General features: G+C 45.0%; 21 protein-coding genes. 12 read left to right on the top strand and 9 right to left on the bottom strand.

Going from position 1 to position 25,869, the window contains the following annotated elements; genetic code table 11:
* Window positions 1–117: 117 nt before the first annotated feature.
* Both EYB58_RS08030 and EYB58_RS08040 read right to left on the bottom strand, forming a co-directional pair.
* Window positions 118–2,424 carry an AAA domain-containing protein gene (locus EYB58_RS08030; protein WP_111952477.1) on the bottom strand — a complete coding sequence of 769 codons (2,307 nt, stop codon included), beginning with the start codon at window positions 2,422–2,424 and terminating at the stop codon, window positions 118–120.
* Between the two features lie 299 nt (window positions 2,425–2,723).
* The gene (locus EYB58_RS08040) at window positions 2,724–3,875 is read right to left on the bottom strand and encodes a hypothetical protein (protein WP_111952478.1); all 1,152 of its coding nucleotides are present in this window, start codon (window positions 3,873–3,875) and stop codon (window positions 2,724–2,726) included.
* A 958-nt stretch (window positions 3,876–4,833) separates the two neighbouring features.
* On the opposite strand from EYB58_RS08040, the gene sucC reads away from it, so the two are divergent.
* The 3 genes from sucC (at window position 4,834) to EYB58_RS08055 (ending at window position 7,477) form a co-directional block, all read left to right on the top strand.
* Window positions 4,834–6,000: an ADP-forming succinate--CoA ligase subunit beta gene (sucC, locus tag EYB58_RS08045; protein WP_111952479.1), complete on the top strand. Its 1,167-nt coding sequence runs from the start codon at window positions 4,834–4,836 to the stop codon at window positions 5,998–6,000.
* Between the two features lie 2 nt (window positions 6,001–6,002).
* Window positions 6,003–6,890, top strand: coding sequence for a succinate--CoA ligase subunit alpha (gene sucD, locus EYB58_RS08050; RefSeq protein WP_111952480.1), 888 nt, complete (start codon window positions 6,003–6,005; stop codon window positions 6,888–6,890).
* Between the two features lie 377 nt (window positions 6,891–7,267).
* The gene (locus tag EYB58_RS08055; RefSeq protein WP_111952481.1) at window positions 7,268–7,477 is read left to right on the top strand and encodes a dodecin family protein; all 210 of its coding nucleotides are present in this window, start codon (window positions 7,268–7,270) and stop codon (window positions 7,475–7,477) included.
* 109 nt (window positions 7,478–7,586) lie between these two features.
* On the opposite strand, the gene EYB58_RS08060 is transcribed toward EYB58_RS08055, so the two are convergent.
* Window positions 7,587–7,781 (bottom strand): hypothetical protein, encoded by a 195-nt coding sequence (locus EYB58_RS08060; RefSeq protein ID WP_131072029.1) that lies wholly within the window; start codon window positions 7,779–7,781, stop codon window positions 7,587–7,589.
* Window positions 7,782–8,141: 360 nt separating this feature from the next.
* On the opposite strand from EYB58_RS08060, the gene EYB58_RS08065 reads away from it, so the two are divergent.
* Window positions 8,142–8,756: a ferric reductase-like transmembrane domain-containing protein gene (locus EYB58_RS08065; protein ID WP_111952483.1), complete on the top strand. Its 615-nt coding sequence runs from the start codon at window positions 8,142–8,144 to the stop codon at window positions 8,754–8,756.
* Between the two features lie 42 nt (window positions 8,757–8,798).
* Window positions 8,799–9,386, top strand: coding sequence for a YceI family protein (locus tag EYB58_RS08070; RefSeq protein WP_111952484.1), 588 nt, complete (start codon window positions 8,799–8,801; stop codon window positions 9,384–9,386).
* A 268-nt stretch (window positions 9,387–9,654) separates the two neighbouring features.
* On the opposite strand, the gene EYB58_RS08075 is transcribed toward EYB58_RS08070, so the two are convergent.
* The 6 genes from EYB58_RS08075 to EYB58_RS08100 all read right to left on the bottom strand — a co-directional run bounded on the left by EYB58_RS08075 (window position 9,655) and on the right by EYB58_RS08100 (window position 18,141).
* Window positions 9,655–10,893, bottom strand: a complete 1,239-nt coding sequence (locus EYB58_RS08075) for a hypothetical protein (RefSeq protein WP_111952485.1) — start codon at window positions 10,891–10,893, stop codon at window positions 9,655–9,657.
* A gap of 268 nt (window positions 10,894–11,161) precedes the next feature.
* Window positions 11,162–11,365, bottom strand: a complete 204-nt coding sequence (locus EYB58_RS08080; protein WP_111952486.1) for a cold-shock protein — start codon at window positions 11,363–11,365, stop codon at window positions 11,162–11,164.
* A gap of 261 nt (window positions 11,366–11,626) precedes the next feature.
* Window positions 11,627–14,542: a hybrid sensor histidine kinase/response regulator gene (locus tag EYB58_RS08085; RefSeq protein ID WP_131072030.1), complete on the bottom strand. Its 2,916-nt coding sequence runs from the start codon at window positions 14,540–14,542 to the stop codon at window positions 11,627–11,629.
* Between the two features lie 67 nt (window positions 14,543–14,609).
* Window positions 14,610–15,044 (bottom strand): hypothetical protein, encoded by a 435-nt coding sequence (locus EYB58_RS08090; protein ID WP_111952488.1) that lies wholly within the window; start codon window positions 15,042–15,044, stop codon window positions 14,610–14,612.
* Complete coding sequence (gene hrpB, locus EYB58_RS08095) at window positions 15,041–17,689, bottom strand: ATP-dependent helicase HrpB (protein WP_111952489.1); 2,649 nt, start codon at window positions 17,687–17,689, stop codon at window positions 15,041–15,043. The genes EYB58_RS08090 and hrpB overlap by 4 nt, the downstream gene beginning before the upstream one ends.
* Window positions 17,690–17,745: 56 nt before the next feature.
* Window positions 17,746–18,141: a tautomerase gene (locus tag EYB58_RS08100; protein ID WP_111952490.1), complete on the bottom strand. Its 396-nt coding sequence runs from the start codon at window positions 18,139–18,141 to the stop codon at window positions 17,746–17,748.
* A 183-nt stretch (window positions 18,142–18,324) separates the two neighbouring features.
* Here EYB58_RS08100 and EYB58_RS08105 point away from each other — a divergent pair, with 183 nt between their 5' ends.
* The 7 genes from EYB58_RS08105 to EYB58_RS23120 all read left to right on the top strand — a co-directional run bounded on the left by EYB58_RS08105 (window position 18,325) and on the right by EYB58_RS23120 (window position 25,813).
* The gene (locus EYB58_RS08105; protein ID WP_111952491.1) at window positions 18,325–19,884 is read left to right on the top strand and encodes a glycerol-3-phosphate dehydrogenase/oxidase; all 1,560 of its coding nucleotides are present in this window, start codon (window positions 18,325–18,327) and stop codon (window positions 19,882–19,884) included.
* 42 nt (window positions 19,885–19,926) lie between these two features.
* Window positions 19,927–21,420 carry a glycerol kinase GlpK gene (gene glpK / locus EYB58_RS08110; RefSeq protein WP_111952492.1) on the top strand — a complete coding sequence of 498 codons (1,494 nt, stop codon included), beginning with the start codon at window positions 19,927–19,929 and terminating at the stop codon, window positions 21,418–21,420.
* Window positions 21,421–21,591: 171 nt separating this feature from the next.
* Window positions 21,592–22,749, top strand: a complete 1,158-nt coding sequence (locus tag EYB58_RS08115) for an iron-containing alcohol dehydrogenase (protein ID WP_111952493.1) — start codon at window positions 21,592–21,594, stop codon at window positions 22,747–22,749.
* 19 nt (window positions 22,750–22,768) lie between these two features.
* Entirely contained in the window at window positions 22,769–23,113 is a 345-nt protein-coding gene (locus EYB58_RS08120) for a GTP cyclohydrolase II (RefSeq protein ID WP_111952494.1), read from the top strand.
* Between the two features lie 870 nt (window positions 23,114–23,983).
* The gene (locus EYB58_RS08125; RefSeq protein ID WP_111952495.1) at window positions 23,984–24,394 is read left to right on the top strand and encodes a toll/interleukin-1 receptor domain-containing protein; all 411 of its coding nucleotides are present in this window, start codon (window positions 23,984–23,986) and stop codon (window positions 24,392–24,394) included.
* On the top strand, window positions 24,303–24,998 hold the full coding sequence (locus EYB58_RS08130; RefSeq protein ID WP_131072031.1) for a hypothetical protein: 696 nt from the start codon (window positions 24,303–24,305) through the stop codon (window positions 24,996–24,998). Before EYB58_RS08125 ends, EYB58_RS08130 begins: the two co-directional genes overlap by 92 nt.
* Before the next feature lie 674 nt (window positions 24,999–25,672).
* Window positions 25,673–25,813 (top strand): hypothetical protein, encoded by a 141-nt coding sequence (locus EYB58_RS23120; protein WP_163354409.1) that lies wholly within the window; start codon window positions 25,673–25,675, stop codon window positions 25,811–25,813.
* The last annotated feature ends 56 nt before the right edge of the window (window positions 25,814–25,869 follow it).

Consider the following 25,869-nt stretch of genomic DNA (forward strand, 5'->3'; position numbering starts at 1 on the left):
GCGAATTTCCTTTGTATGAAATGTTTGTTTAGTGGTAAACAAAGCGTATCATATAAAGTGAAATTCGTCAATTTAAATAATAAAATCAGTTTGTTGTGTTTTTATTCACTATCATTTTTAATCACCGAAAGTTGAGTTATTATATTCTACATATCTGATCAAATCACCGATATTGCCGAACATATTTTTCTCATTGTCTGATATAACTACGACCAACTTGTTTACGGCCCTGGAAACCGCCACATTCAATAAGTTTGGATCATCGACAAAACTATTATCAGATTTTTTTGGATCATTAACAAATGGCTTGATTTCATTGAGTACCGTCGAAAGGACAATGATATCTTTTTCTCGCCCTTGATATTTGTGAACGGTCAGAGCAGGATTGTCTTCTAAACTGAACTGATGATTAATTTCTTCTACCTGCTTTCTAAATGGAGAAGCAATCCCAATAGATTGTTCGGTGCAGTTGCAATCTGGCAGGATCTCTTCTTTGATTACGTCAATCTGTCTTTGATTCAGTAATCCTCTGGCGTGGTTACCTTTTACAGTTTTATGGATAGTCAGGGGTTTTTGAGTGTTATTGTTGCTGGTCAGGATGATAAGCTGCCCTTGATAAAATTTTTGATTGCAAAATTCAATTATTTTGGGATGACACCGGTAGTGCTCTCTCAATAACGTTTTGGGGATTTCATAGAATAATCCCGTAATTGATGAAAGCATACTATGAGAAGCATAATTGTAGTATTTTGACAAATCCACTTTACTGAAAAAAGCGTCTGTCTCTTTTTTCACATTTTTATCTACTACATTGGGCAATTGCTTAAGATCTCCAACGATAATTGCTCTCCGGGCGCAGGATAAAGCAAGAGCACCAGTAACTATATCAATTTGTGATGCCTCGTCCATTATAACGTAATCAAATAGTGCTGGTTTGTTTTTGCAGGATCTTAGAGAGTGAGTCGTGCTTAATATTACAGGATACTCTTTATTGAACTTGTCAAAGTCCTTCCAAAAAGCCGTTTCTATAGAAAATTTTTGTCGAGTTTTTTCTTTATAGCGTTTACTGAGCTTTGCTTGAAAAAGTTGTTGAGAACACTTCTCAGACTCTTGAACAGCCTTTTCAAAAGACGAATTTTCAAGTATAGATTGTAATGCCTTGATGTCAGATTGAACCTCTTCCTCTTTTAGCTCGTAAAACCGCCCCTGTAAATGAGCAATGATCGCATCTATTGGATTTTTGTAGAATGAAAAACTGTAGATCCCATATTTAAAAAGGTTTTTGAGCTTAAATAATATCCCTGGATTCCCCTCTTTTTTAATGATTTTCTGAAACGCCTTGCATAAATTGTATATGTCACTTGAATGCTGAATAGAGGAATAGGTCTTGTATGGTTTAATCTTATCATGCTGCGATAAATAATCCTGAAAATGATGCTTTTCTACATTTATTTCATTTAATTTCTGTTTCAGTTTAGCCATGTTGTTTTGAGCGTCCAATAGCTCTTCTAACCGGTTTCCTGACGCAAGGGTCTTTTCATATAAATTCACGTAGGTTTCAGGGGCAAGTTCCCATGATTTAATATTACTTGGATATTGACCTGTCTGATTATCAAAAAAAACTGTTTTATTGGTATTATTGCCTAAGGGTGCTGCAATAAAATCTACACCGTATTTCTCAAGCTTCTCAAATACATTAGAAGTAGCTGAGTTGTTGTAGGAAACGACGGCAATGGAACGTTTATTCATGACTGCATTGGCAATGATATTTAATATGGTCTGTGTTTTGCCCGTTCCTGGTGGGCCTTCAATGACGCTGATTGGTGAATTCAATGCCTTTGTGGTTGCTTCTTTTTGACTGAGATTGAATCCAAAAGGAAATACCGGATCTGGTAAACGATCAGTAGTATCTTGAAAAACAGACGGATTTAAATATAAAGCTAAGGTGCTTCGGGGATCGACAAAGGAGATGTTCTTGTATTGTCTTTCTAACTGCGTTTCCTGGATTCCATCACAAGGAAGTCCAACCATTTGGGACAACTTTTTCAGATATTCGAAAACAGACAAGGCTTTATCGTTGGTAAGAGATGATTCCAGAATTTCAATGCTCTGTTTTTCTACAACATATGGAGTTCTGTTGGAACTGAACAGGATCTTGGCGTATAATCCGAAATCATAAATTTTTTCAACATTATATAGTGCGCTCCCCTTGTGCTCAATATGAATGTTATTTCCTTTGATGATAGCTGGATCTTTAAGCTGGATTATATTTGTTTTATTATAGCTGTACGACTGCTCATTGCCTTCGAAGGTTACAATATATTTTTCTCTATTAGGACAGCAGGATTTTATATCAGAGGTTTTATCTTGGAACTGTCCAGTTCTTTTGTTTTTTACTAAAATAAGATTATTTTCAGGATTCATTTTTGCATCACTCTCCAGCTGTTTATCAAAGCTGAAAAACAAAAAATAAGAGAAAAATAAGAGAAAAATAAGGTGCAGGCCACGTTTTTAGCTTCGAAATCGTGTTTTGTCCCTTATTATTCGATCATTCGCCCGAGGTCCCAGTACAGGCCGACCAGTTCATTGTTGACCGCTTTGAGGGCTTCGTACTGGGCGGAGCGAATACGCTCCTTGACCTCGGAAAAGAGGCCCGAGTAGCCCCCGGTTTGCCGGGGCTGTTTTTTGAATTTTGTTAACCAGTTTCATCCATATTTCCTTCGTCATCCTAATAGTAGATTAGCTGAATCAATACGATTTATAAAGCTTGCTTTTCGACTATGGTCTTCCCGAATGGCCATCAGCTTTGATTTAAACAAACTGGTTGTATTATTCTTTTTGGCAAGATCCTTCAAATCAATCAGAAGTCTTATCGCTTCATCATAGGCCTTGGGCTTTTTGGCCAAAATAAGGGTATCCACTTTTTTCCAGATTTCATTTTCCCTTCCTACCAGTCCGGTCAAATATTTTTCCCTTGCTATGGCCGCTTCCTTTTCTTTGCGTGCTTTTTCCTTTGCTTTCTGTTCAGCGATCTGCCGATCCTTTTCTTTAGTATATGCCTCCGTTTTTTGAAGCAGTTTCATTACCGTGCGTGATGCCTTTCCGTTATTTTGGGTATCCTTTATTGATAGTGTGTTTCGAAACCGCTGCAACAGTTCGTTTCCTATATGAGGATCGTTGTCATTGATCAGCCGAAAAATAATTGTATCTTTTTCACTATTCGGCAGTCCACTTATCCAGAGTTTTAGCTTTTGATCATTTTGAACCGATTTTTGTTCTGCAATACTGTTTTCAGCGGCTACCTGGATAAGATCTTTATCGAGCCGCATGAAATCTGCGAAACTTTCAAGGGAAGCGTTTAAATTTCCAAGATTTGCAGGAACAGGCGGTTCTTCTTCATCGTCATCGATTTCACCCATTTGCGCACAAAAGAGCCAGGCAAGATACAAGCATCGATAATCCCCCCGGATAAGATCGGAACGTAATGAAATCAATGGTGACAGAGAACCTTCACCTTCTTCCCAATCATAATCTTCGGTTTCAGATGTAAAGTCAAAGATGAGGTAATCTCCCTTTTCATAGATAGTCCAACTGTCTCCGATGCAATATTGACTTGCAAGATCCAAATCTATTAATTTTCGCGGAATTTTCAGCATAAACTGATGGGTTCCCCAATTGGTGATATATAAAAAGGCATCAAAATATTTTTCCACCAGCTTCAATGGGTCACCTTTGAAGTTGCCATAGTTGTATTCATTGACAAGGCTTGTTGAGGTGATCTGCGCTCTGGAGGATATGGCCCGAAGCACTTCTCTATCTTTTTCAGATAAAGGTTTGTCTAAGGCCTGAAATTCATAATACTGGTATTCACTCATCTTTGTTCCTTATAGTTGCCGCCGATTTTGGCCGTTTCCCGTTGCTATATTGCGAAGTATTTGCTTTTTTGCAACTTTTTGATATCCGCGACTCTATCCAGAGAAAATAGGGGATAGACCATGATTTTAGCTTCAAAATTGTGGTCTATACCTTATTATTTTGAGGTTAAAATAATAAGGGACATATTAAGATCAAGACAAATAGAGGTCAATATTTTTTAATTTTTGAAAGATAAGAGCGTTTGACGTTGATCAGGATATAAGGATATCCGAAATTTCATCGGGCCATATTGGGAGTCGGAGGGGTTCATAGTACCGTTTGAAGCTAAGGACCGCAGATTAAATAACTTGAACGAAATAGCTTGCCTTTTGGCCCATCTACTTCGTTGCATCAAAGGCCCAATAGGCCTGCTATTCAACCTTTAATACGCTTTGTAGATGAACCAAAATTCGGCGTTATTTCTGCCCAACTTATTTAATCCGCGGTCCTAAGGGACAACATAACCTTGGCTGAGGAAAGAGACTCTACTTTGTTCAAGCAACCAACGAGCGGAAGATCAGGAGATTGGAACACGTAGTAGCCGCGTGCGGCAAGGCGTCTCGAATATAAAAAGGGCTGAAGAAACCGACCGAATCAGTGCTCTACTCTACCTTATTATTTATAGACCTCAGTGCCTATTTTGATAATGTTCGTTACCATATTCTTCTAAATTTTAAATGAAGCTGACAGGGAAGCGTAGTGCGGTAAATCCGCATGCTGCGTTTGACGTGGGGGGGATTGGAAACGGGCTTAGGATCGCGCCAGTCTTTGACCCTACGATTCCATTCTCACTGTTATCCCGAATGAGATGACTTCCAAAGAGTTCCGTCAGAATTGGGCTCGCCTGAGCTGGTATTTATTTGATTTTGGGGGTATTATCAGAAAAGTGATGGAGCCTACATAACGAAGGATGTTTGCATGAAACTGCATGAATATCAAGCGAAAGAAATGCTGCGGCTCTCGGGAATCGAGACGCCTTTTGGTATGGTGGCTGAAACAGCAGATGAAGTGGAACCCTTGCTGGAACAAATGAATATTAGCCGCGGTTTGGTGAAGGCGCAAGTGTACGCCGGCGGTCGTGGAAAAGCGGGAGGAGTGAAATTTTTTGAAAGCGTTGCCCAAGCGCGTGAGATTACCGATAGCATGCTGCAGACCACCTTGGTGACGAAACAGACGGGACCTAATGGTGAATTGATTTCCAAGGTTTTGCTTGAACAACCGGTAGAGATTGCGCAGGAGTTTTATTTGGCCTTTCTCATTGATCGTGCTAACTCGTGCCCGATCATGTTTGTCTCTTCAGAAGGGGGTATGGAATTCGAAGAGGTGGCCAAAAAATTCCCCGACAAAATATTGACACTTGCTTTGTGTGATGATTCTGATTTTAGAGCCTTGGCGCGGCAGATCAATCGAATCTTCCAGTTGGATAAAGAACCCTTTGAAAACTTGGTGGGTCTGATTGAAAAACTTTACCACATTTTTGTTGACAACGATTGCACGCTCTTGGAAATCAATCCTCTGGCCTTGTGTGTAGAAGGTGGACGACTATTGCCTTTGGACTGCAAGGTTAATATTGATAGTAACGCTCGATTCAGGCAAAAAAAATGGTGGACATTTTTCAATAATGAATTAAATGAGCACGAGCAGGCCGCTGCGAAATACGGGCTGAAATATATTAAACTGGATGGTAACGTGGGCTGTATGGTGAATGGAGCCGGCTTGGCTATGGCCACCATGGATACCATCTTGGCCAATGGACATGCGCCTGCTAATTTTTTGGATGTAGGGGGTAGTGCTTCTGAAGAAGCGGTAACACAAGCCCTTAAAATCATCACCTCAGATCCTAATGTCAAAAGTATTCTCATCAATATTTTTGGCGGCATCATGAAATGCGATATCATTGCCCAGGGAATCGTGAATGCTATGAAGAGTACGGGGGTTGAATTGCCTTTGGTGGTTCGCCTGGAGGGCACTAATAAAGAAGAAGGATTGCAAATCATAAAGGATTCTGGGTTGGCGATAACCAGTGCCGATAGTTTAGCTGAAGGTGCCCGCTTGGCTACGGCGGCGGCAGCGACGGAGGATTGATCATGTCTATATTAGTGAACAAGGATACCATATTGATGACCCAGGGCATCACAGGGAAAGCAGGCCTGTTTCATTCCATTAAATGTCGTGATTATGGAACTCAACTGGTTGGAGGGGTGACTCCCGGCAGAGGCGGGCAAGTGGTGGAAGGTTTTAAGATTTTTGACACCGTGCAGGAATGCAAGGAAGAGACCGGTGCGAATGCCACCATGATTTTTGTGCCGCCGCCTTTTGCTGCTGCCTCAATTATTGAAGCCATTGATGCCGAAATCCCTTTGATTGTGGCGATCACCGAAGGAATCCCTGTGCACGATATGATCAAAGTGAAGCGCTGTTTGGATTTGAGTAACAGCGTTTTAATCGGGCCCAACTGTCCGGGTATCGTAACGCCGAATCAAGCCAAAATCGGAATTGCGCCGGGCAATATTTTCAAGCCGGGTAAAATAGGGGTGGTGTCCCGTAGCGGAACTTTGACCTACGAAGCGGTCTATCAAACCACCTTGAACGGGCTAGGGCAAACTACAGCCATTGGTATTGGGGGTGACCCGATACATGGCATAACTTTTGTGGATGTGTTAGCGCTATTCCGTGATGACTCCGACACTGAAGGTATAATACTTATTGGTGAAATCGGTGGCCTCGATGAAGTGGAGGCGGCTGAATTTATCGCTGATGAAATAAAGGTTCCGGTTGTTGGGTTTATAGCGGGGGTTTCGGCTCCTCCCGGCAAAAGGATGGGGCATGCCGGCGCTATCATTGAAGGAAAAGGCACCAGTGCAGAGGTCAAGATCAAAGCACTCACGGAAGCTGGGGTAACGATTGCTCCCAATGCGACTCTCATTGGTGAACTGATGCTGGATCGGTATGAATGCAAGTCAATAGCCCAGTAGAACAATTTCCGAGAGGTAAATCGACTTTATCGAAGAGTATTCTTCTCCATCTATAAGTTGCAAAAAAATATAGAGCCTGGCGACTCCGGGCCTGAATATAGAGCCTGTTTAAAAAATTCTATACAAATTGATGCACTATCTGTATAATAAGATCAATAAGTTGCCTCTCTAGCTCAAAAGCGCAGACGCCTGTTTCTCATTTCTCAAAATGCCGTGAAATTTCATTGTAACTGCTGGAGGAATTTCCTTCGTTGGTGATTGCGGCTCACACTATATGCAATCTCAAGTTCAAATCAGTTCAGGCAGTTTATAGAAGTCTTTTTATTTGTTTTTTCATCATTAGCAAACCTTAACTTTTAATTTTTTAGGAGGTTATTATGGAAAACAGTGTTTACAAAATAATCGAACTCGTTGGATTTTCTGAAAAATCCTGGGAAGATGCTGCCAAGACCGCTGTGGCAAGCGCCGATAAAACCTTAAGAGATATGCGGGTGGCCGAGGTGAAAGAAATGGATATGCGTCTGGAAGACAACCGGATTGTGGGATACCGGGTAAAATTAAAAGTATCATTCAAACTTGACGGGTAATTGGTAAGGTAAAAAAGTCCCCTTTATTTGACACAAGGGTGTTTAAAAAAAATCACAATGCCCGGAGGTATTATTTTCCGGGCATTGAAATAAATTGCGTTTTTACGGTTCATTCAGGGTCGTGCTTGACCACAACAGCCTCGTTTTCATCGAACTGTCGGTGGCGCTGACGGTTGACAACAATATATGGATACTGATTATCCTTCAGCCAATCAATATTTTCGTCGGAGGCAATCCCGGCGTCCATAACAATCGTTGGTTTTTGTAACTCAACGATATTCGGATTCCGGCCTTTTCTTTCCAATCCCTTGATCATTTTTTTAAAGTTGACGGTTCGCTTACATTACCCTCAAACACTTGGCTTGATTTGGGAAAACCACTGCTGTCAAGCATTAAGGCCAGCGTCACAAGAGGACAATCGGTCCTTTTTTTTTTGGAACGACCATGTTTTAGCTTCGAAATTGTGGTCTGTTTCTTATTATTCGAACCCTTTTTAAAGTTTTAACAGGTGTTTAAGTGAGCCCGGTCCAAAATCCCAAGTCACAAAATCCGTAAAGCCCGGCGATAATCTTACCACCATTACAAACATTCCTATTGACATAAAACTTTGGTCTACTTAACTTTTAGTGAGCGTTAGGTCCTGCAGTAAAAGAAGGGAAATTAAATGAATAGAAAAGAAATTTTCAGTTTTGTCCTATTGGCCGCCCTATTTGCTTTTCTTTTCACAGCATGTGCAATTCCATTCTTTTTTGAATCCCCGTCTATTTTTTATAAGACCGGTGTTGAAGAAATCATGCTTCGGGTTGGTAAAGTGATTGGGATTGCCGCTATGGTTTTAATGGGATACCAACTGATTTTTATCGGCCGGTTTTTCTGGCTTGAAAAACTTTTCGGGATGAAAAGCCTATATCAGGCCCACCGTCTTAATGGACGCATCATCCTTGCGGCTGTACTCATCCATCCATTACTTATCCTGGGTGCTGACCATTTTGTGTTTTTCCCGTTGGATCAAAAATACTGGCCTGAATTCACGGGTTTTGTTCTCCTTTTTCTGATCTTCTTTTTTATTGTCACTTCCATGCTGTATAAAAGGATCGGTATAACCTATAGAACTTGGCGAATGATGCATAAAATAACAGCCCCATTTATTTTCATCCTCTTGTTCATCCATGTTATTTATGTATCCCGGACATTTGAGACCGGAATACCATTATACTTTTTAATTGCGATCGGGTCAGTTTGTCTTGCCATTATCATTCGCAAATGGGTGAAATGTTAGGTGTGGCAGGCATGGCCACGGTAAATATGAAGGAGAATATACATGAAACATATATACAGTATCATAATTGCAGCAGTCGTATTGGTCTTTTCATCCCACGCCTCTGCATATAACTGGACAGTTGACAAAGACCATTCGGAAATTCGGTTTGAAGTTACGCACATTCTTACCGGCGTTTCAGGAAGATTCAATGAATTTGACGGAAAAATTTTCTTTGATCCAACCCGCCCTGAAACTGGGAAATTTGATTTCACAGTAAAAGTAGACAGTGTTAACACCAACAATGGAAAACGGGATACCCATCTGCGGTCCAAAGATTTTTTTAACACCTCAACTTTTCCTGATATGACATTTAAATCAACCGACATTTCCCATATTCAAGGTGATCGTTACGCTCTGGAAGGTAAAATGACCATCAAGGGCGTATCAAAGGATATCCATATTGAATTCCGTTTTCTTGAACCAAAATCACACCCGTTTGAAAAAAAGAAAAAAGTAGCAGGATTTATCACTCGGTTTAGTCTGAACAGGCTGGATTACTCCGTAGGTAACGGTAAATTTTTAGAAATGGGGGTGGTTGGCAAAGAGGTTGATGTCGAGATTGCCATGGAAGCTCTTACAGATAAATAAATTATTTCGACGGGACTTTTCTGTAATCTTGGTTCAGGAAAAGTCCCGTGTTTTTAAATGCAGTGCGATGTGCTTATGGCATTTTGGGAGTATTCATTTTAAGGTTGTGGGAATGAATACCAATGATAAATTTTAAGAATAGGGGCAGACCTCGTTGTAGCTTCAAAATTGTGGTCTGCCCCTTATTATTCACAGAGCAAAAAAAGGCCGGAATCAACAGAGAGCAAATGCACAAAGAATTACCTGTCCGGACTGCAACAGCCAATGATTAATGTTTGAAGATTTGCGGTTTGCCGTCCGGATTAATTTCAATGCCAATGGTGTCGCCGGTCTTAAACCCGATGCTCCGGATTCGGGCGCAAACCTCCGCATGTCGTTTGTGGTACCAGTATACGGACCACAGAGGATTACGGACTGTATCAACGCCATAGGCATCGTGGCTGTCAAGGTTTAAACGAACTTTATCTCTTGCAATCACGGTGTCAGCCTCGGCCATGAACCGATCGATAAAATAATGGTGGTCATACAGCGCCTTTGAAAGCTGCTTCTGAAGTTTGGGGGTGTCTTCAAGGTAGTGATTGACGACCTGACGAAGATCACCAGGCACAATGATAGAAAGGCCTAATACCGCAAACCGCCAATGCTGTAGGGCAAATGATTCCAGCGTTTGCTGGTAATCTGAGATCACACCCAGAATATCCTCAAATACAGTGGGTTGATCTCCCCAGCCGTGAACCATTTTCTCACATTTGTTGATGACCTCCAGATAAAAGGACTGGTTGTCCATGACAAAGGTTGGCCGCTCACGATAATTATGCCGCTTTCGAATTCTCCGAATGCCGTCCAGAAGAATGATATGCTGCTCATTTTCGATCATTTCCTTCAGGTCGAATTCCGAAATATCCTTGGCCTGGACAACATAAATGTCATTATCATACGTGATGATATATTCAATTTCACAACTGAACCCTAAAAGATCCTGTATGCGCGTTGACAAGTCAATCAGTTTCCGGTCATGCGGGGTTCGGGTAATGAACGGCTCGTTACTTAGTTTTTTCTGACGGTCACGACAATAACCGAACTCCCATTGGCGGCCAATCATTTTGGCCATGACACTCGATCCATCCATAAAAGGCATGACGATCACCCCCATCTGTTCCGGGTCAATCTCCGGCGCGCGATTGAATTTTTGCTGTCGCTGGATCGAAAGGCTTTTGGCGGTGCGGGATGATTTCACCATCCGTTTGCGCGCATACTTTATTCCGCTAATATCCGAGTAAGTCGTGATGGAATCAAAGGTGCCGCCTTTGAAATATTCCTCGTCAGGATGAGCGCTGCGAGCGATGACCTTGAAACCGTCACGATAGTTTTTCAAAAAAGCTTCCAGTTCGGCAAAATCATTTGTTTTAAAGTTTTCCGCCGGAACGTACAGAAAATCGGGCACGCTGAATCCGCCATCCTTTAAGCGCTTCAGCAGCAGGGCTTTTTCCGGCAATCGGGTTGACATAGTTAATTTCTCCTTACCTGTAGTTCTTTAAATATTTCTTTCGTCTGCACCAAAACAGCAGGCGGCTTCTTCTCTGTATCTACTTTTCTTGTTTTTATACCGTTAAAATCTTTTGAATGTAACCCTTTTTAATGTTGAATATATATCTTGGAATTTTGGAGCGGTTGTATTTGAGGATAGCTGAAACTCGATGATCGAGTGAAAATAAAAAAGCCCCTGAGTAATAATTTACTCAGGGGCTAAAATGTCACATATTTAAAATGGTATTTTAAATAACGGTCACATTTGCAGCTGATGGTCCTTTGGGGCCCTCTTCAATGTCGAATGATACATGATCACCTTCATTGAGAACTTTAAAGCCAGCTGCATTGATGCCTGAATGATGGACGAACACATCTTTACCACCACCTGCATGTTCAATAAATCCAAAACCTTTTGACTCGCTAAACCATTTTACGATACCGTCTGACATATAACCATTCTCCTAAACAAAAATAAAAATAAATCGTCTCGATCTTAAAGAATAATCACTGATTTCTCGGGGAAAATATCTAAGGAAGAAACTGAAGCACTTTAAAGTAGTGCGATAACTACAAAGGATACAGTAATTGGTGAGTATGTCAAGGCAATTAACTTTTAATTGTTGCGCTCAGAACGTAAAATCATGATTTTCTGTCTTCCGTGTGACCTCAATGAGAGTTTTATAAAATTGTGGTCTGTTCTTTATTGTTCCCTAAATGTTTAATGGAACCCTTTTATCGGTAAATGAAGAAACCTGTGCCAGCATATCCAGGGCGGCCGGTTTGAAACCGTCCAGCAGGCGGGCGGTCTCTTTCTCATTCTGCCTGTCGCCGGCCTGCTCCAGTTCAAAGGCCATTGCTGCCAATTTATCCGCACCCATGCTCTTGGCTGCGCTTTTAATGGAATGGGCCAGGCGGGCCGTCTCTTTATGGCTCTTTTGTTTCACAGTCCGATCCAGTTCTTCCAGGTAGACCGGCAGATGGGTGAGAATGGACCGGCAGGTAATCAAGAGCAGTTCATCGTCATGATCTACCAGGGAAAGGGCGCGGTCAGGATCGAAATATTTCGGTTCCGTCAGCCCTTGGAATTCATCATCCGTTCCGGTGGACAGCAGCTGTGAAATGGTTTGGATCAACCTACCGGTCTGAACCGGCTTTGTGATGTACTCGTCCATTCCCGCAGCCAGGAACCGTTCCTTATCCCCTTTCAAGGCATGGGCGGTCAGTGCGGCAATGGGGATGGATGATTTTTGCGGGTTATCCATCTTTCTGATTTTCCGTGTGGCTTCAAGGTCGTCCATGACCGGCATTTCAATGTCCATGAGAATTAGGTCGTATTGATTTTCCCGGACTGCCTGTACGGCTTTCTGCCCGTTTGACACCATGGTGACCTTTATGCCTTGTTTTTCAAGAACCGGCCGGATTACATCCTGATTGATTTGAAAGTCCTCTGCCACCAGGATGCGACGGGATTTAAGATAAATTCCATCTTTTGGGGCTGTCTGAGATCCGTCGTTCCTTTGCCGGGACTGGAACGGAACAGACACGGGAATGTCCTCCTTCCGGGCGGGTTCCAGACAGATTGAAAAATAAAAGATACTTCCACAAGGTTCTGCACGCGCCACCCATATGGTTCCACCCATCAGGTCCACCAGCTTTTTGCAGATGGCGAGCCCAAGCCCGGTGCCGCCATAGGTTCGGGACAAAGAGCTTTCCAGTTGGGTGAATTCCTGGAAAATAGTGTCTGCCCGGCCTTCCGGGATTCCGATTCCGGTATCCCGAACGGAAAAACGGATGGGAACGGTTCCACTGATCGTTCTTTCCTGATCATTAGGTGCCGGTTCAGCCGTAATGACGACAGATCCATCCTGGGTGAATTTCACAGCGTTGCCCACCAGGTTGGCCAGGATTTGACGCAGCCGTGCCGGGTCTCCCTTGAGGCCTTTGGGCAGCCCTTTGACCGTATGGGACAAATGGATGTCTTTCCGGGCTGCAGCATTTGAAAACATATCCACCACCTCTGTAATGAGCCGGTCCGGATCAAAGGGCTGGTGTTCGATTTCCACTTTTTTGGCTTCAATGGCGGAGATGTCCAAAATGTCGTCAATGAGCGACAAGAGGTGTTCCGAAGAGTGGTGAACGACCTTGAGATATTTGCGCTGTTCCTGGTTCAACGCCGTGGACAGGGTCAGGTCGGTCATTCCCATAATGGCATTCACAGGCGTCCGGATTTCATGGCTCATGGTGGCCAGAAAACGGCTTTTGGCCTGGCTGGCTTCCCTTGCCAGTTCCGACGCTTGCTTTACGGCGGTGTCGGCTTTTTTCCGTTCAGTGATGTCCTCGCCGGAGCCCAGAATATAGAGCAATTCGCCCTGCGGATCTAATACGGCCCGAGCGCTCAATGAGGTCCAGATCACGGATCCGTCCTTTTTAAAGCACTTGACTTCAAATCCCGAGACCGCCCGTTTCTCCTTGACCATCCGTATAAATTTCCGGCGTTGTTCCGGATACAGGTAAAGGGACTCAATGTCCGTAACCTGTGCCACCATCTGCCCAGGGGAATCAAATCCAAAAATCCGGGCCATGGCCGGATTGGCGCTCAGCAGCCGGTTGTCCGGCGTGGACTGGAAAATGCCTTCAACGGCATACTGGAAAATATCCTTGTACCGGGCTTGGGATTTTTCCAGTTCCCCGACCATGGTATTAAACATCCAGGTCAGCTGGCCCATCTCATCCCTGCCGCCCGGTTCAAGGCGGACGGACAGATCGCCGTCCCTGACCCTTCCTGCTCCCTGGATCAGCCGGTTCATGGGGATGATGACCTGTTTGCTTAAAAAAATAACAATACACATCACACAGATCAGCAGAGAAATGAAGATCATTTCCCGGAACCGTAGGTTCATGTTGTCCACCGCCGCTTCAATGGCTTCCCGGGTCTGCCTGACCGAGGACAAAATAAAGGATTCCGGTGTGACAATGCACAGATGCCATCCGGTGGAGGGAATGACCCGTGATGACAGCAGCATCGGATCATGGTCAAGTTCCAGGCGGTGAATGGTTCGTTTTTTTGAAGCAATGGCCTCGGCAATGTCCCTGACCGCCTCGTATTGGGAATCCAGACGATTTTGTCCGAGCAGGTCTCCGTATCCGATATCCGGCGGCCGGGGAGGCAGGCCTAAAGCAGCTGACTGTTCCCCGGAAAAGGCAATGATGCGGCCCTGGTGGTCTACAATAAATGAAAACATGCCCGTACTCGGATCATGTCCCGGCGAATGGTTGCCCAGAATATCCTCGATCATCCGGTCCAGGGTGATGTCAATACCCGCCACCCCCAAAAAATCGCCGTGTTCTCCGTAGATGGGGGTGACGGCAGAGGTCATGAGTCCTTTTCCGGCTTCATCCTGGTAAACCGGGGTCCAGATGGTTTCCCGGCCGGGGTTGTTTTCCGGGCGGGCCATCCGGTACCAGATGCCGTCTTTGATTTCGTATTCCTGGATGGGTTTGAGTTTTTCCACCATGTGTGTGTTGGGATAATACAGGGTGAAGCTGGTTTCCGTGACCACATAAATGGCTTCGGATTCCGGGGTCCGGTCTTTTACCGTTGACAGCAAAGGCCAGATGGCGGACATCAGGTAAATATCATGTTTGATTTTCGGTGAAACCCGGGTGTCCCCCCAGTACAGCACGGTAAAAGGGTCAGAGGCTGGATTTGAAAAAAAAATGGTTGTCTGAAAAAACCCCCAGATCCGGTTGAAAACCACTGCTTGAAGACCAGTCTTTTGTTTCTTCGGTGGTTAGAAATAGCTTCTGGTCCAGGAGAAGGGCGGCTTGGCGGGCAATCACGGCCGAGGACAGGCTGATTTTACTGAAACTGTTTTCATAGCGTCGGGCCTGTTCCTCCATAATTCTGGAAAGGAACAGAGTCGTTTTTTTTCGGATGTGTTTTTTATTGATCCCGACACTGTATTCCCCGAATTCGACCATCAGTTCGGTTGCCAGATAGGCCAGCGATCCCATGGAGAGCATCAGAACACAGAGAATCAGCACAATCAGTTTAAAACCGATCTTGGAAAACAGGGCGCGGTATCCGGCGATTAAGCGTGGTATACGCTTGTTTTTAGCATGTGTCATCTTTTTGGAACGCTACTTAGGCTTTTGGGTTTGGCCCTGGCCGTAGCCTGGGCCGTATGCGGATTTTGGGGCCAGTAATGCTTGGGATAGCGCCCCATGAGATCCTTTTTCACCTCCTGGTAGGTATGGGCCCAGAAATGACCCAGGTCGGTTGTGATCTGAACCGGCCGGGATGCAGGCGAGAGCAGGTGAAGGGTCAAGGGCACCTGGCCTGCGGCAATGACAGGGGTGGCGGCCATGCCGAATATTTCCTGGATTCTGACCCCAAGCACCGGAGAATCCAACGGCCCGTTTTTGTCCGCATATCGGATGGGGACGGAAGATCCGGACGGCACCCGGATATGGGTGGGGGCGTGCCGGTCCACCATTTTTAACTGATCCCAGGTAAAAAGCGCTTTTATTGCGGCATCCAGGTCCACGCGCTTGAGTCCGGCAGCAGAAGGCACCCCGGAAAGAAAGGGGCCAAGCCAGTCTGTTAAGGTATCTGTCAGCGTCTTATCCCCCACATCGGGCAACCGGGCAAAATCCGGTCTGGCCTTGGCAAGCGTCTTTAGAAAAACAACCCTGTGCCTGAAATTCATGGTTTTTTTCTGCCAGTCAAGTGTTTGAAGACCGTTTTGCCTGATCCCCCGGATCATGGCGGATTTCACCGCTTCCGGGTTCGGTGCGGGTAACGGCTTCTGGCTGACGACAATCCGGCCAAAAAGGGTTTGTCTGATCGCCTTTACGGAACCGGTCCCTTGGTCCCAGTCCACGACATCCTGCGTTTCCAGATCCGTTGAAAAATCATTTTTCAAATCTGCCCGGTCCAGACCCGCAGCCAGAAAAATACGCGCATTTTTTGCCTGGCCGTCCACGTCAACGGCCACGATAAAGTCGCGGTTAGATAAGGTATTTTCCGTGTCAAAGAACACACCATTGCCTTTGGCCGTAAGAAAGGATAAAGATCCGGCACTGCGTCTGACCGCGACCCGGTCCGGAAAAGCCTGGGCCAGAAGTCTTCCGGCCGCATTCATATCCATGCCCCGGCCTTGAATATTAAACAGGCCGGCAAGACGCCGGGCCTGGGCCAGGATGGACAATGCCCGTTCCCGGTGGGGGAAAGCTCTTTTCTGGTTTTTGGGTTGGGATAGTTTGGCCAGTCTCTCCAGGCGCAGTACGATATCGGGGTCCCGGCGTCCATATTCAAAGGAAACGATATCCTTTTCTTCAACCAATGCACTCAGACAGCACCCTAAAAAGCCTTGTCCCATCTCTTTGGCCCGAAGAATCATATGAGCCAGCCTGGGATGGATGCCCGCAACCAGCATCTCCCGGCCATGGGTAGTGATTGCGCCCCCATGGTCCAGGGCGCCCAGGGAAATAAGCAGACCTTTTGCCGCTGCAACCGCCGGCGTGGACGGGATGTCCAGCCACTTGAGCTCGGACGGATCACGCACCCCCCAAAGGGAGAGTTCAAGGACCAGGTGGGCCAGATCCGCGTTGAGGATTTCCGGACGGTTGAACGGCACAAGACCCTGGTGCACATATTGGGGCCACAATCGGTAGCAGATGCCCGGAGCGGTGCGGCCGGCCCGGCCCCGGCGCTGGTCTGCAGATGCTTTGGACACCGGCCGGGTTTCAAGCCGGGTCATGCCCCGGCCCGGTGAGAATTCAGGTCGGTTGACTAAACCTGCATCCACCACCACCCGGATACCCTGGATGGTCAGGGATGTCTCTGCAATGGGTGTGGCCAGAACGATTTTTCTGTTTCCTGCTACAGCCGGCTCAATGGCGGTTTTCTGGTCTTTGAAAGAGAGACTACCGAACAAAGAGATTACTTTTACAGCTGGGTCCTGTTTAAATTTTTCATTCAGTTTTTCGGCAAGTCGCCGGATGGCTGCGGCACCGGGCAGGAATACCAGAATATCTCCGTCATGGCAGGTCATGGCCTTAACCACGGTATTCAGACAGGTTGGCAGAATCCCGGCCCATCCCGGCCTGGAACCAGATGCGCCCTTTTGATGGTGCGGATCCATATATATGGTTTCCACAGGCCAGGCTTTGCCCTGGGATGAAATAACCGGGGCATTTCCCAAAAGATCGGACAACGCCTGGGTCTCCATGGTGGCGGACATGATGGCAATGCGCAGGTCTTGGGCAAAGCCTTCAGCCGCATCAAGGCTTAGGGCCAGAGCCAGATCCCCATGGATATGGCGTTCATGGAATTCGTCAAAAATAACAAGCCCCACGCCTTCCAGTCCCGGATCAGACTGGAGCCTGCGGGTGAGAATCCCCTCGGTGAGAATTTGCACCTGGGTTTGGGGGCCAATGCATTTTTCCATGCGGACCTGGTATCCGATACGTTGACCCACAGTTTCCCCAAGAAGTTCGGCCATATGGGCGGCGCAGGCCCGGGCAGCCAGCCGTCGGGGTTCCAGCATGATGATTTTTTTATTTTTCAACCAGGGACGGTTCATAAGGCCTAAGGGCACAAGGGTGGTCTTTCCTGCGCCCGGCGGGGCTGCAAGCAGGGCATAAGCTTTCTTTTCCAGGGCTTTATTCACCTGCCCCAGCACCGACACCACAGGAAGGTCTGAAATGCCGGGGCGATTCTTTACCTTGCCGGGCAGTAAGGAAAGGCCGTTTTCAAAATGGCGGGTCATAGCAAGATGTTTCTCCGTGATTGATTGCAGCCGTTCATCTATTTTTAAACAGGCGTTTAATCGGCCAAGGGGTCTTCACCAGTCTCCCAGCTGGCTAAATACTTTTCAACCAGATGAAAATCTTCACCAGGATGCTGGGTGAAGGTGATATATTGATTTTTAGTTTCTACATTAAAATTATTTTTGACAATATTCATATATCGAAGTGCCAGTTCTCTTCGTTGTTTTATGGTACGGCCTTCCCTGATATCAAGATTCATTAGACAAATGTCATCTTCCGGCTTGGCCCGACCGATCGTTAAATTGTATTTACTGTATTCTCTGATTGATATGGCGATATGGTCAGTTCCAGTATCCATTATTTCAGCAAAGGCGGCACGTATTTCATTAGCAAACGTATTTTTAACGCTATTTTCAACCTGTTTATTAATTTCAAATTGTAAGTGTGGCATGTCTACCTCCTTTTATGAATTAGTGATATTTAATGATATATGTATATGCATGCAAGTAAATCAAAAAATTGTTTATCAAATTTTTATCCGGCAATGTAGAAACTGATCAACAACAGGTCCAGTCAGGCTGCTTTGAAATTTTTTTCGTGACGTGGCATGTATAAAAAAGAACAGGAGTCGTCTATGAATCGTGAAGAAATGATCAAAAAATTAATAGAAAATGACGGTTATTGGGATTTTATTATCATCGGCGGAGGGGCAACCGGATTGGGTGTGGGGCTGGATGCCGCATCAAGGGGGTATAAAACCCTTCTGCTGGAACAGCATGATTTTTCCAAAGGAACATCCAGCAGGTCGACAAAATTGGTTCACGGCGGGGTAAGGTACTTGCGTCAGGGCAATATTTCCCTGGTCCTTGAGGCCCTCCATGAGCGTGGCCTCCTAATTCGCAATGCCCCGCATCTGGTCAGTCATCAGGCATTTATCGTACCCAACTATGAGTGGTGGGACGGCCCTTTTTACGGAGCCGGTATGAAAGTATATGATCTATTGGCCGGCAGACTGGGGCTGGGACCTTCGAAACATCTTTCCAAAGAAGAAACATTGAAGCGGATTCCCACCCTGGAGCCCAAAGGGCTGCGAGGGGGCGTGGTCTATTTTGACGGTCAATTTGACGATTCCCGCCTGGCCGTCAACCTGGCCCAGACCATGGTTGAACATGGGGGGGTGTCTGTCAATTACATGAAAGTGACCGGGTTTACCCGGGCCGGTGAAATGATTGACGGGGTAACCGCAAAGAATATGGAAACCGGTGATGAGTATGACATTCACAGCCGGGTGGTGGTCAACGCCACCGGTGTTTTCACCGACGGGATCCTTAAAATGGAAAATCCCGACGCCGAACCCATCATCACTCCCAGTCAAGGGGTTCATGTGGTCCTAAATAAGGAGTTTCTTCCTGGAGATTCGGCCATCATGGTACCCCAGACCGCTGACGGAAGGGTTTTGTTTGCCGTACCATGGCATGACAAGGTCGTTGTGGGCACCACGGATACAGAAGTACCGGAGGTGAGCCTGGAACCCCGGGCATTGGAGGAGGAAATTAAGTTCATCCTTGATCATGCCGCCGCCTATTTAACCAAAGATCCCACCAGGGATGATGTTCAAAGCGTTTTTGCCGGACTTCGTCCCCTGGTTAACGTCGGAGAAGGAAAGAGCACGGCAGCCATCTCCCGGGACCACTACCTGGTCGTTTCGGAATCGGGTCTTGTGACCATCACCGGCGGCAAATGGACCACCTATCGCAAGATGGCCGAGGATACCGTCAACCAGGCATCCCTGGTGGCCGGATTGAAAGATCAGCCTTGTATCACCAAAGATCTCAGAATCCATGGATGGTTGAAGCATTTCGATAAGACAGATCCTTTAAGTTACTATGGGTCCGATGCCATTTATATCAAAAAAATCGTCAACGCTGATCCGGTCATGGGCGAAAAACTCCATGAAAAGCTTCCTTACATTAAAGCGGAAGTGATCTGGGCGGTCAGGGAAGAGATGGCCAGAACCGTGGAGGATTTTTTAGCCCGACGCAGCCGTGCCCTGTTGCTGGATGCCCGGGCCAGTATGGATGCGGCCCCGGAAGTGGCCCGGATCATGGCTGAGGAGCTGGGCTATGATCGCAAATGGCAGACGGACCAGGAGGATGCATATGTCGGTTTGGCCAAAGAGTATCTGCTGACGTGAAATTCGATAAATTTAAAGCCTGTTTAACAATCAGAGGTTCCCATGTCCAAAATCATCATGGCCCTGGATCAGGGTACAACAAATTCTCGTACCATCCTTTATAATGAAAAGGGTGAAACCATTGCTGTTGCAGGTGAAGAATTCTCCTGTCAGTACCCAAAAGACGGTTGGGTGGAGCAGGAAGCTGAAGACATATGGAGATCCCAAAAAAACACAATGGATGCCGTCCTTAAAAAAGCAAAGCTCAACCTGGGTGATGTGGCTGCCATCGGTATTGCCAACCAGAGGGAAACCATCATTGCCTGGAACAAAGAAACAGGCAAACCGGTGGGCAAGGCCATTGTCTGGCAATGCCGTCGGACGGCGGATTACTGCGACTGTTTAAAGGCGGAAGGATTTGATAAAGTCATCAAAGAAAAAACCGGCCTGGTGACCGACGCCTATTTCAGCGGGTCCAAAATCCGCTGGATTTTGCGACACAACATAGAAGCCCGGGAACTGGCCAATAAAGGAACATTGAAGGTGGGAACCGTGGATGCCTGGCTGATCTGGAAGTTGACGGCAGGAGCCGTCCATGCCACAGATGTAAGCAATGCGAGCCGGACCATGATTTTCAATATTCATGATCTTAAGTACGATCCGGTTCTGATGGAAAAATTGGACATTCCCGAAGATATTCTTCCCAAGGTCAAAGCTTCCAGCGGCATATTCGGCAAAACCGACAAAAAACTGTTCGGCCATGAAATACCGATTGCCGGTGTCGCAGGGGACCAGCAGGCCGCTTTGTTCGGACAGGCCGCTTATGAAAAGGGAATGACAAAGATCACTCACGGAACCGGTTGCTTTATGATGATGAATACCGGGGCCGAAGCCATTGAATCGCCCTCGGGGCTGCTCACAACTATCGGTTGGCAGATCGGCGATAGGGTCACTTATGCGTTGGAAGGTTCGGTGTTTATTGCGGGTGCACTGATGCAGTGGATGCGGGATGACCTGGATTTTTTTACTGATGTGGCCCAAATCGAAGAGATGGCCACTGCCATACCCTCATCCGAAGGGCTTTATATTGTGCCTGCTTTTGTCGGCCTGGGCGCTCCCTATTGGGATCCCTATGCCCGAGGGGCCATGCTGGGCATTACCCGGGGAACAACGAAAAATCATATTATCCGGGCCGGGGTTCAATCCCTTGCTTACCAGGCTAACGACTTGATCGGCGCCATGGTTAAAGATTCGGGCATTAAATTACAAACCGTTAAAGTGGACGGCGGGGCCAGTGCGAACAATTATCTATGCCAGTTCCAGGCGGACATCCTGGGCGTCTCTTTGAGCCGTCCCAAGAATGTGGAAACCACTGCCATGGGGGCGGCGTACCTTGCCGGTCTTGCCGTAGGTGTATGGACGGACATGGACCAGATTAAATCCTTCTGGCAGGAAGACCGTTGCTTTCATCTGAACCAAAGCCAGGAAAAGGTGGATGAATGCCTGCGAGGCTGGAAAAAAGCTGTGGACCGGGCAAAGTCCTGGGCCAAAGATTGAAAAACCAAACCATCGACATTTAAGGAATGGGTCCTAAATAACTTGCTCATTTTGCTCTATCCGGGAGCGCGGGCGTCCCGCCCGCAGTAAAGATGCAGGCGAGACGCCCGCGCTCCAAGATAAAGTTATTTCGGACTCATTCCTAAGAACAAAATAAAAGGATTAAAATATATGCAAGATTTTAACTACCATAATCCGACAAAAGTATATTTCGGTAAAACAGCACTGGACAACCTTGTCCATGAGCTGGAAACACAAGACGTCTCAAATGTGCTCTTTGTCTACGGTGGCGGAAGTATTAAAGCCAACGGTGTCTACGATACGGTAATGAAAGCTTTGAAACAGTGCAGAATAAACATTGTTGAACATGCAGGCGTAAAAGGTAATCCTTCACTGAATCACGCCCGTAACGGAGTGGCCAAAGCAAAAGAAAACAATGTTGATCTTATTATCGCAGCAGGGGGCGGCAGCGTCATGGATGAAGCCAAGGCTGTTGCTGCCGGAGCATTGGTGCCCTTTGATGTTTGGGATTTCTACTGCAAAAAGGAAACCGTGGCAGAATCTATAGCGCTTTTTGCCATTCCGACGCTTCCGGCAACAAGTTCGGAAATGAACGGCATATCAGTTCTATGCAATGATGAAACAAATGAAAAATTTAATATAATTGCCCAGGGGATTTTGAACCCTGTTGCAGCCTTTCTTGACCCGCAAACAACTTATACTTTGTCACTTCAGCAGACAGCATATGCGTGTACTGATATTATTTCACATCTCACCGAAAGTTATTTCACAACATCCTCAGATGAACTTGCATTGCAGGGCCGTATCATAGAGGGGCTGGTAAAAACTGTAATGGAAGCAATGGATGTAATAATGGAAAAGCCCGACGATTATGATGCACGTGCCTCATTTATGTGGACAGCCACACTTGCCTGGAGCGGGATTGTTCAGGTTGGTATTCCAGACTGGGGAATGCCCTGCCATTCACTTGAAATGTCAATGAGCGGGTACCACGATACCGCTCACGGAGCAGGCCTTTCAGTCCTCACGCCGTCCTGGATGAAACACGCTGCGACAGTTCATCTAACCCGCATTCTTACATTTGGGCGCAATATACTTGGCATTAATACAGACAATGTTGACGATGTAATTGAAGGGCTAAAAAAGTTCTATCGCTCAATCGGAGCACCGACAACATTCCTGGAAGCAGGTATTGAGAATCCGGAAATAGAAATTATGACAGACCTTGCTAATAAGGTGTTTAAAAGCCGTGGTATTCCGGGGTACTCCCGTGATGAAATAAGAAGGATATACAAAAACTGCTGTTAATAAAAAATTAGGCTCAAAAATAAAAACCCTTCTTTACCTTCACCAGGAAGATCTGGGAATCGGCCTTGTAAATAAACGTAAAGCCTACGAATACCAGCTCCAGGCGCTGGATACGGTTGAGGCCAATGAAAAAATCGGCTTTGATTCGGGCCTTCTGGGCCACGGGGTCGGAGCTCAGATGCTGGTGGACCTGGGAGTAAGAAAAATGTGTCTAATGACCAACAATCCCAAAAAAATGATCGGCTTGGAAGGATATGGCCTGTCCGTAGTAGAACAGGTCCCCATTGAAATGGAAGCCAATAAGTACAACCTTGGATATCTCATGTGCAAACAGACTAAAATGGGACACCTTCTTCATGTGTAAATTATTTTAACCGGTTACCGATAGTTTACCCGTATGAGTATTGTTGAAATAAATGATTATGAGTTGTCATATCGTGATGAGGGCCGTTGGGCCCCAGTTCTTTTAATCCACGGCCCTTTAGGGTGCCACTCATATTCGCGCGTAAATATACGCTAAGAATTTTGCATTAAATATAAGCCCTTTGAATTCCAGTCTTCATCAAGGGGCATCGACATTGACCCTCCACTGGAAAAAGAAGTGTTCATTTTTTGCCCGAAGGTCCCGCTGACACACTTCAAAAGTAGTCATCGCCTTTTCGGGCAAGGCCCTTGGGCAAAAATAATAGACATAATTTGGGGGGCGGTTTTTCCTTAAATTATGTCCTGAAAATTGAATTATTTTTGTTTGAAAAAATAATGCTTTCAAATGGTATTGTAAAAATTTAACCTATGCCATAGTTTTGATTAGGATAATTATTCGTAACTCTGGCAATCGTCCCAACATTACTTTTTCCAGTCCTGCCCTTTTGGAAAACATAGCTGGTCACCTTTCATACCATTATCAAACGCCTTGATTTTACTCATTTCAGGCAGAAGAATGTCATTTGAACACATGAGAATTTCGATAGTTCTGGATAATAATAAGTGCTTAGTCAACTATGTGCCAAATTGAAGGGAAAATTTGCAAGCCTTTCCAGATAATGTTAATGATTTCATCATTGATATTTTAAATATTTATGCAGATCTGGTTATTCTTATTTTTCGTATGTGATCCCGTTAGATAAGTGGACATGAAAGATAAACGGAAACTACAGATCAACTTGTTATATACATAAAGAAGATTAGTTGTTTAGGCAAACAAACATAAACAACTGATACAGGAATAAAGAACATGAAAATATTTATATCACATTCTTCAAAAAATAAAGATTACGGGACGTTGCTTGTAGAACTTCTTAGAAATCTTGGTATCAGAGAAGACGAGATAATATTCACAAGTAATGTTGCATATGGAATACCTGTTGGTCAAAATATTTTTCATTGGTTAAAATATCAAATTGAGGAAAAACCGTTCGTTGTATATTTACTCTCTGAACAGTATTACGAAAGTATCGCTTGTCTAAATGAAATGGGAGCTGCGTGGATAGTTGAAAATAACCATGCTGCTATTTTTATTCCGGATTTCGACTTATCAAGTAAGGAGTTTCAAAGTGGTGCGTTGGACCCAAGGGAAATTGGATTTCACATTAATGATGAAGAGAGAGTTTTTATCCTTTATTCAATTACTATCAACTATTTTTAAACTCTCTAACAATTCAATTTTGATTTCACAAAGTGTAAAAAAATTCATCACTGAAATAGATAATATTAAATCGGAATTAAACCATGACCACGGACCTTCTGAAAATCCAATATTTCCCAAGATAGAAAAAATAGAAGTTGTAAAAAAAGAAACTGCACCGAAAGATAGCCCCGAACTTGTACAAATCGAAAAAGGAGATTTATACTCTAAATTTTTGGGTTTAGTTAAAGCCAATAGATTAAAAGTTGATGAATTATTACTTCTTCACTATATCATTGACACTAGTAGAGTAAAGCTAATGACTGGGTGGCAAGAAGAAAATGAAGTTTCTAACATTACCGAATGGGAAAAAATCAACGATATTAAAGATGTTTTATCTAAAAAATACCCAGCAGTATTAAACAGATTTGAGTTAAGAGGATTCACAGAAGTTTCAGCGATTACGAGTTATGGAAATCCAAAAGAGGTAAAAATCAAAGATGAAATTGCATCTAATATTTTGGATTTGCCAAATGACGTACTCCTAAAAATTGAAGCTATTGTAAAAGATAATTTCTACGAACATATGAACGAAGTTAAAGAAGATGATGGGTTTCCTTTCTAAAACAAAAATGATTTTAACACTGCATATAACCAGGCGTTTCACCATCGCTCCCTGTGGTCGCTGGACTCGCTGAGGCTCGCCGGTGAACTTAACGTTAAGTGTGCCCTATGTCTATCATTGTGGAGGAGGAAAGCTGTTTTTCCTACTCATGATTACATCTTCCAGTCGTCGTTTTGGTTGAGCGGGGTCGGACCAAGCCAAGTGATTGATAAAAAAAGAAAAGGTTTTAAAAACAAGGCTAAAAACAGCCTTAAACCTAACTTTTTGAGACCAAAAATGGCAGTTTAAAGATGACAAGATGGGGCCTTTTTTTAACCGCCTTTGCTGTTTGTTGGTCATCAGGAACTTGCCAAATCGTCTCTGTGGGCGTCTGTGACTCCAAGGGAAGTTATGTATGGATTGTCGAGAAAGTCTTCTAAATAATTAAAACGGTATCCTACTGTCTTTGCTACTTATAGGTTTGGTCCCGCCTTGAGCGGGTGAGACGCTATCCAATGAGTTTCCATATCGCTTTCTCTTATTAATCTAAAGGTTACAACGATGTTTAAAGCAGAATACACATGCAGACAATTTTGAACGCATAACGATTTATACGCCCCAATGATATTCCCAACCGTAGGGGCGACCCTTGCGGTCGCCCGGTCATTGTCCATGGTCGCCCGAAAACCATCATAATGGTAATTGTTACGGGAAACCGCATTCGGAACACGGGCACCCGCAAGGGGAGCCCCTACGAGTTGAACGATGCCGTGAATATGGTTGGGCATGACGATGAATTGATCCAATTGTCGATGCAAATGGTAATGAACCTGTAAAAATTTTTAATTGCCCGGTAAAGAGCAACAGCATACAAAGATATACCCGGCTAAAA

The organism is Desulfobacter hydrogenophilus (assembly GCF_004319545.1).
Classification (GTDB): Bacteria; Desulfobacterota; Desulfobacteria; order Desulfobacterales; family Desulfobacteraceae; genus Desulfobacter; species Desulfobacter hydrogenophilus.

Excerpts from the sequence above, each read along its gene's own strand:
- EYB58_RS08065 (WP_111952483.1), top strand. The coding sequence starts at position 8,142 with ATGAATAGAAAAGAAATTTTCAGTTTTGTCCTATTGGCCGCCCTATTT.
- sucD (WP_111952480.1), top strand. The coding sequence starts at position 6,003 with ATGTCTATATTAGTGAACAAGGATACCATATTGATGACCCAGGGCATC.
- glpK (WP_111952492.1), top strand. The coding sequence starts at position 19,927 with ATGTCCAAAATCATCATGGCCCTGGATCAGGGTACAACAAATTCTCGT.
- EYB58_RS08055 (WP_111952481.1), top strand. The coding sequence starts at position 7,268 with ATGGAAAACAGTGTTTACAAAATAATCGAACTCGTTGGATTTTCTGAA.
- EYB58_RS08100 (WP_111952490.1), bottom strand. The coding sequence starts at position 18,141 with ATGCCACACTTACAATTTGAAATTAATAAACAGGTTGAAAATAGCGTT.
- EYB58_RS08070 (WP_111952484.1), top strand. The coding sequence starts at position 8,799 with ATGAAACATATATACAGTATCATAATTGCAGCAGTCGTATTGGTCTTT.
- hrpB (WP_111952489.1), bottom strand. The coding sequence starts at position 17,689 with ATGACCCGCCATTTTGAAAACGGCCTTTCCTTACTGCCCGGCAAGGTA.
- EYB58_RS08125 (WP_111952495.1), top strand. The coding sequence starts at position 23,984 with ATGAAAATATTTATATCACATTCTTCAAAAAATAAAGATTACGGGACG.
- EYB58_RS08085 (WP_131072030.1), bottom strand. The coding sequence starts at position 14,542 with ATGTCCGCCATCTGGCCTTTGCTGTCAACGGTAAAAGACCGGACCCCG.
- EYB58_RS08080 (WP_111952486.1), bottom strand. The coding sequence starts at position 11,365 with ATGTCAGACGGTATCGTAAAATGGTTTAGCGAGTCAAAAGGTTTTGGA.
- EYB58_RS23120 (WP_163354409.1), top strand. The coding sequence starts at position 25,673 with ATGGTAATTGTTACGGGAAACCGCATTCGGAACACGGGCACCCGCAAG.
- EYB58_RS08075 (WP_111952485.1), bottom strand. The coding sequence starts at position 10,893 with ATGTCAACCCGATTGCCGGAAAAAGCCCTGCTGCTGAAGCGCTTAAAG.
- EYB58_RS08090 (WP_111952488.1), bottom strand. The coding sequence starts at position 15,044 with ATGACACATGCTAAAAACAAGCGTATACCACGCTTAATCGCCGGATAC.
- EYB58_RS08030 (WP_111952477.1), bottom strand. The coding sequence starts at position 2,424 with ATGAATCCTGAAAATAATCTTATTTTAGTAAAAAACAAAAGAACTGGA.
- EYB58_RS08115 (WP_111952493.1), top strand. The coding sequence starts at position 21,592 with ATGCAAGATTTTAACTACCATAATCCGACAAAAGTATATTTCGGTAAA.
- EYB58_RS08105 (WP_111952491.1), top strand. The coding sequence starts at position 18,325 with ATGAATCGTGAAGAAATGATCAAAAAATTAATAGAAAATGACGGTTAT.
- sucC (WP_111952479.1), top strand. The coding sequence starts at position 4,834 with ATGAAACTGCATGAATATCAAGCGAAAGAAATGCTGCGGCTCTCGGGA.
- EYB58_RS08040 (WP_111952478.1), bottom strand. The coding sequence starts at position 3,875 with ATGAGTGAATACCAGTATTATGAATTTCAGGCCTTAGACAAACCTTTA.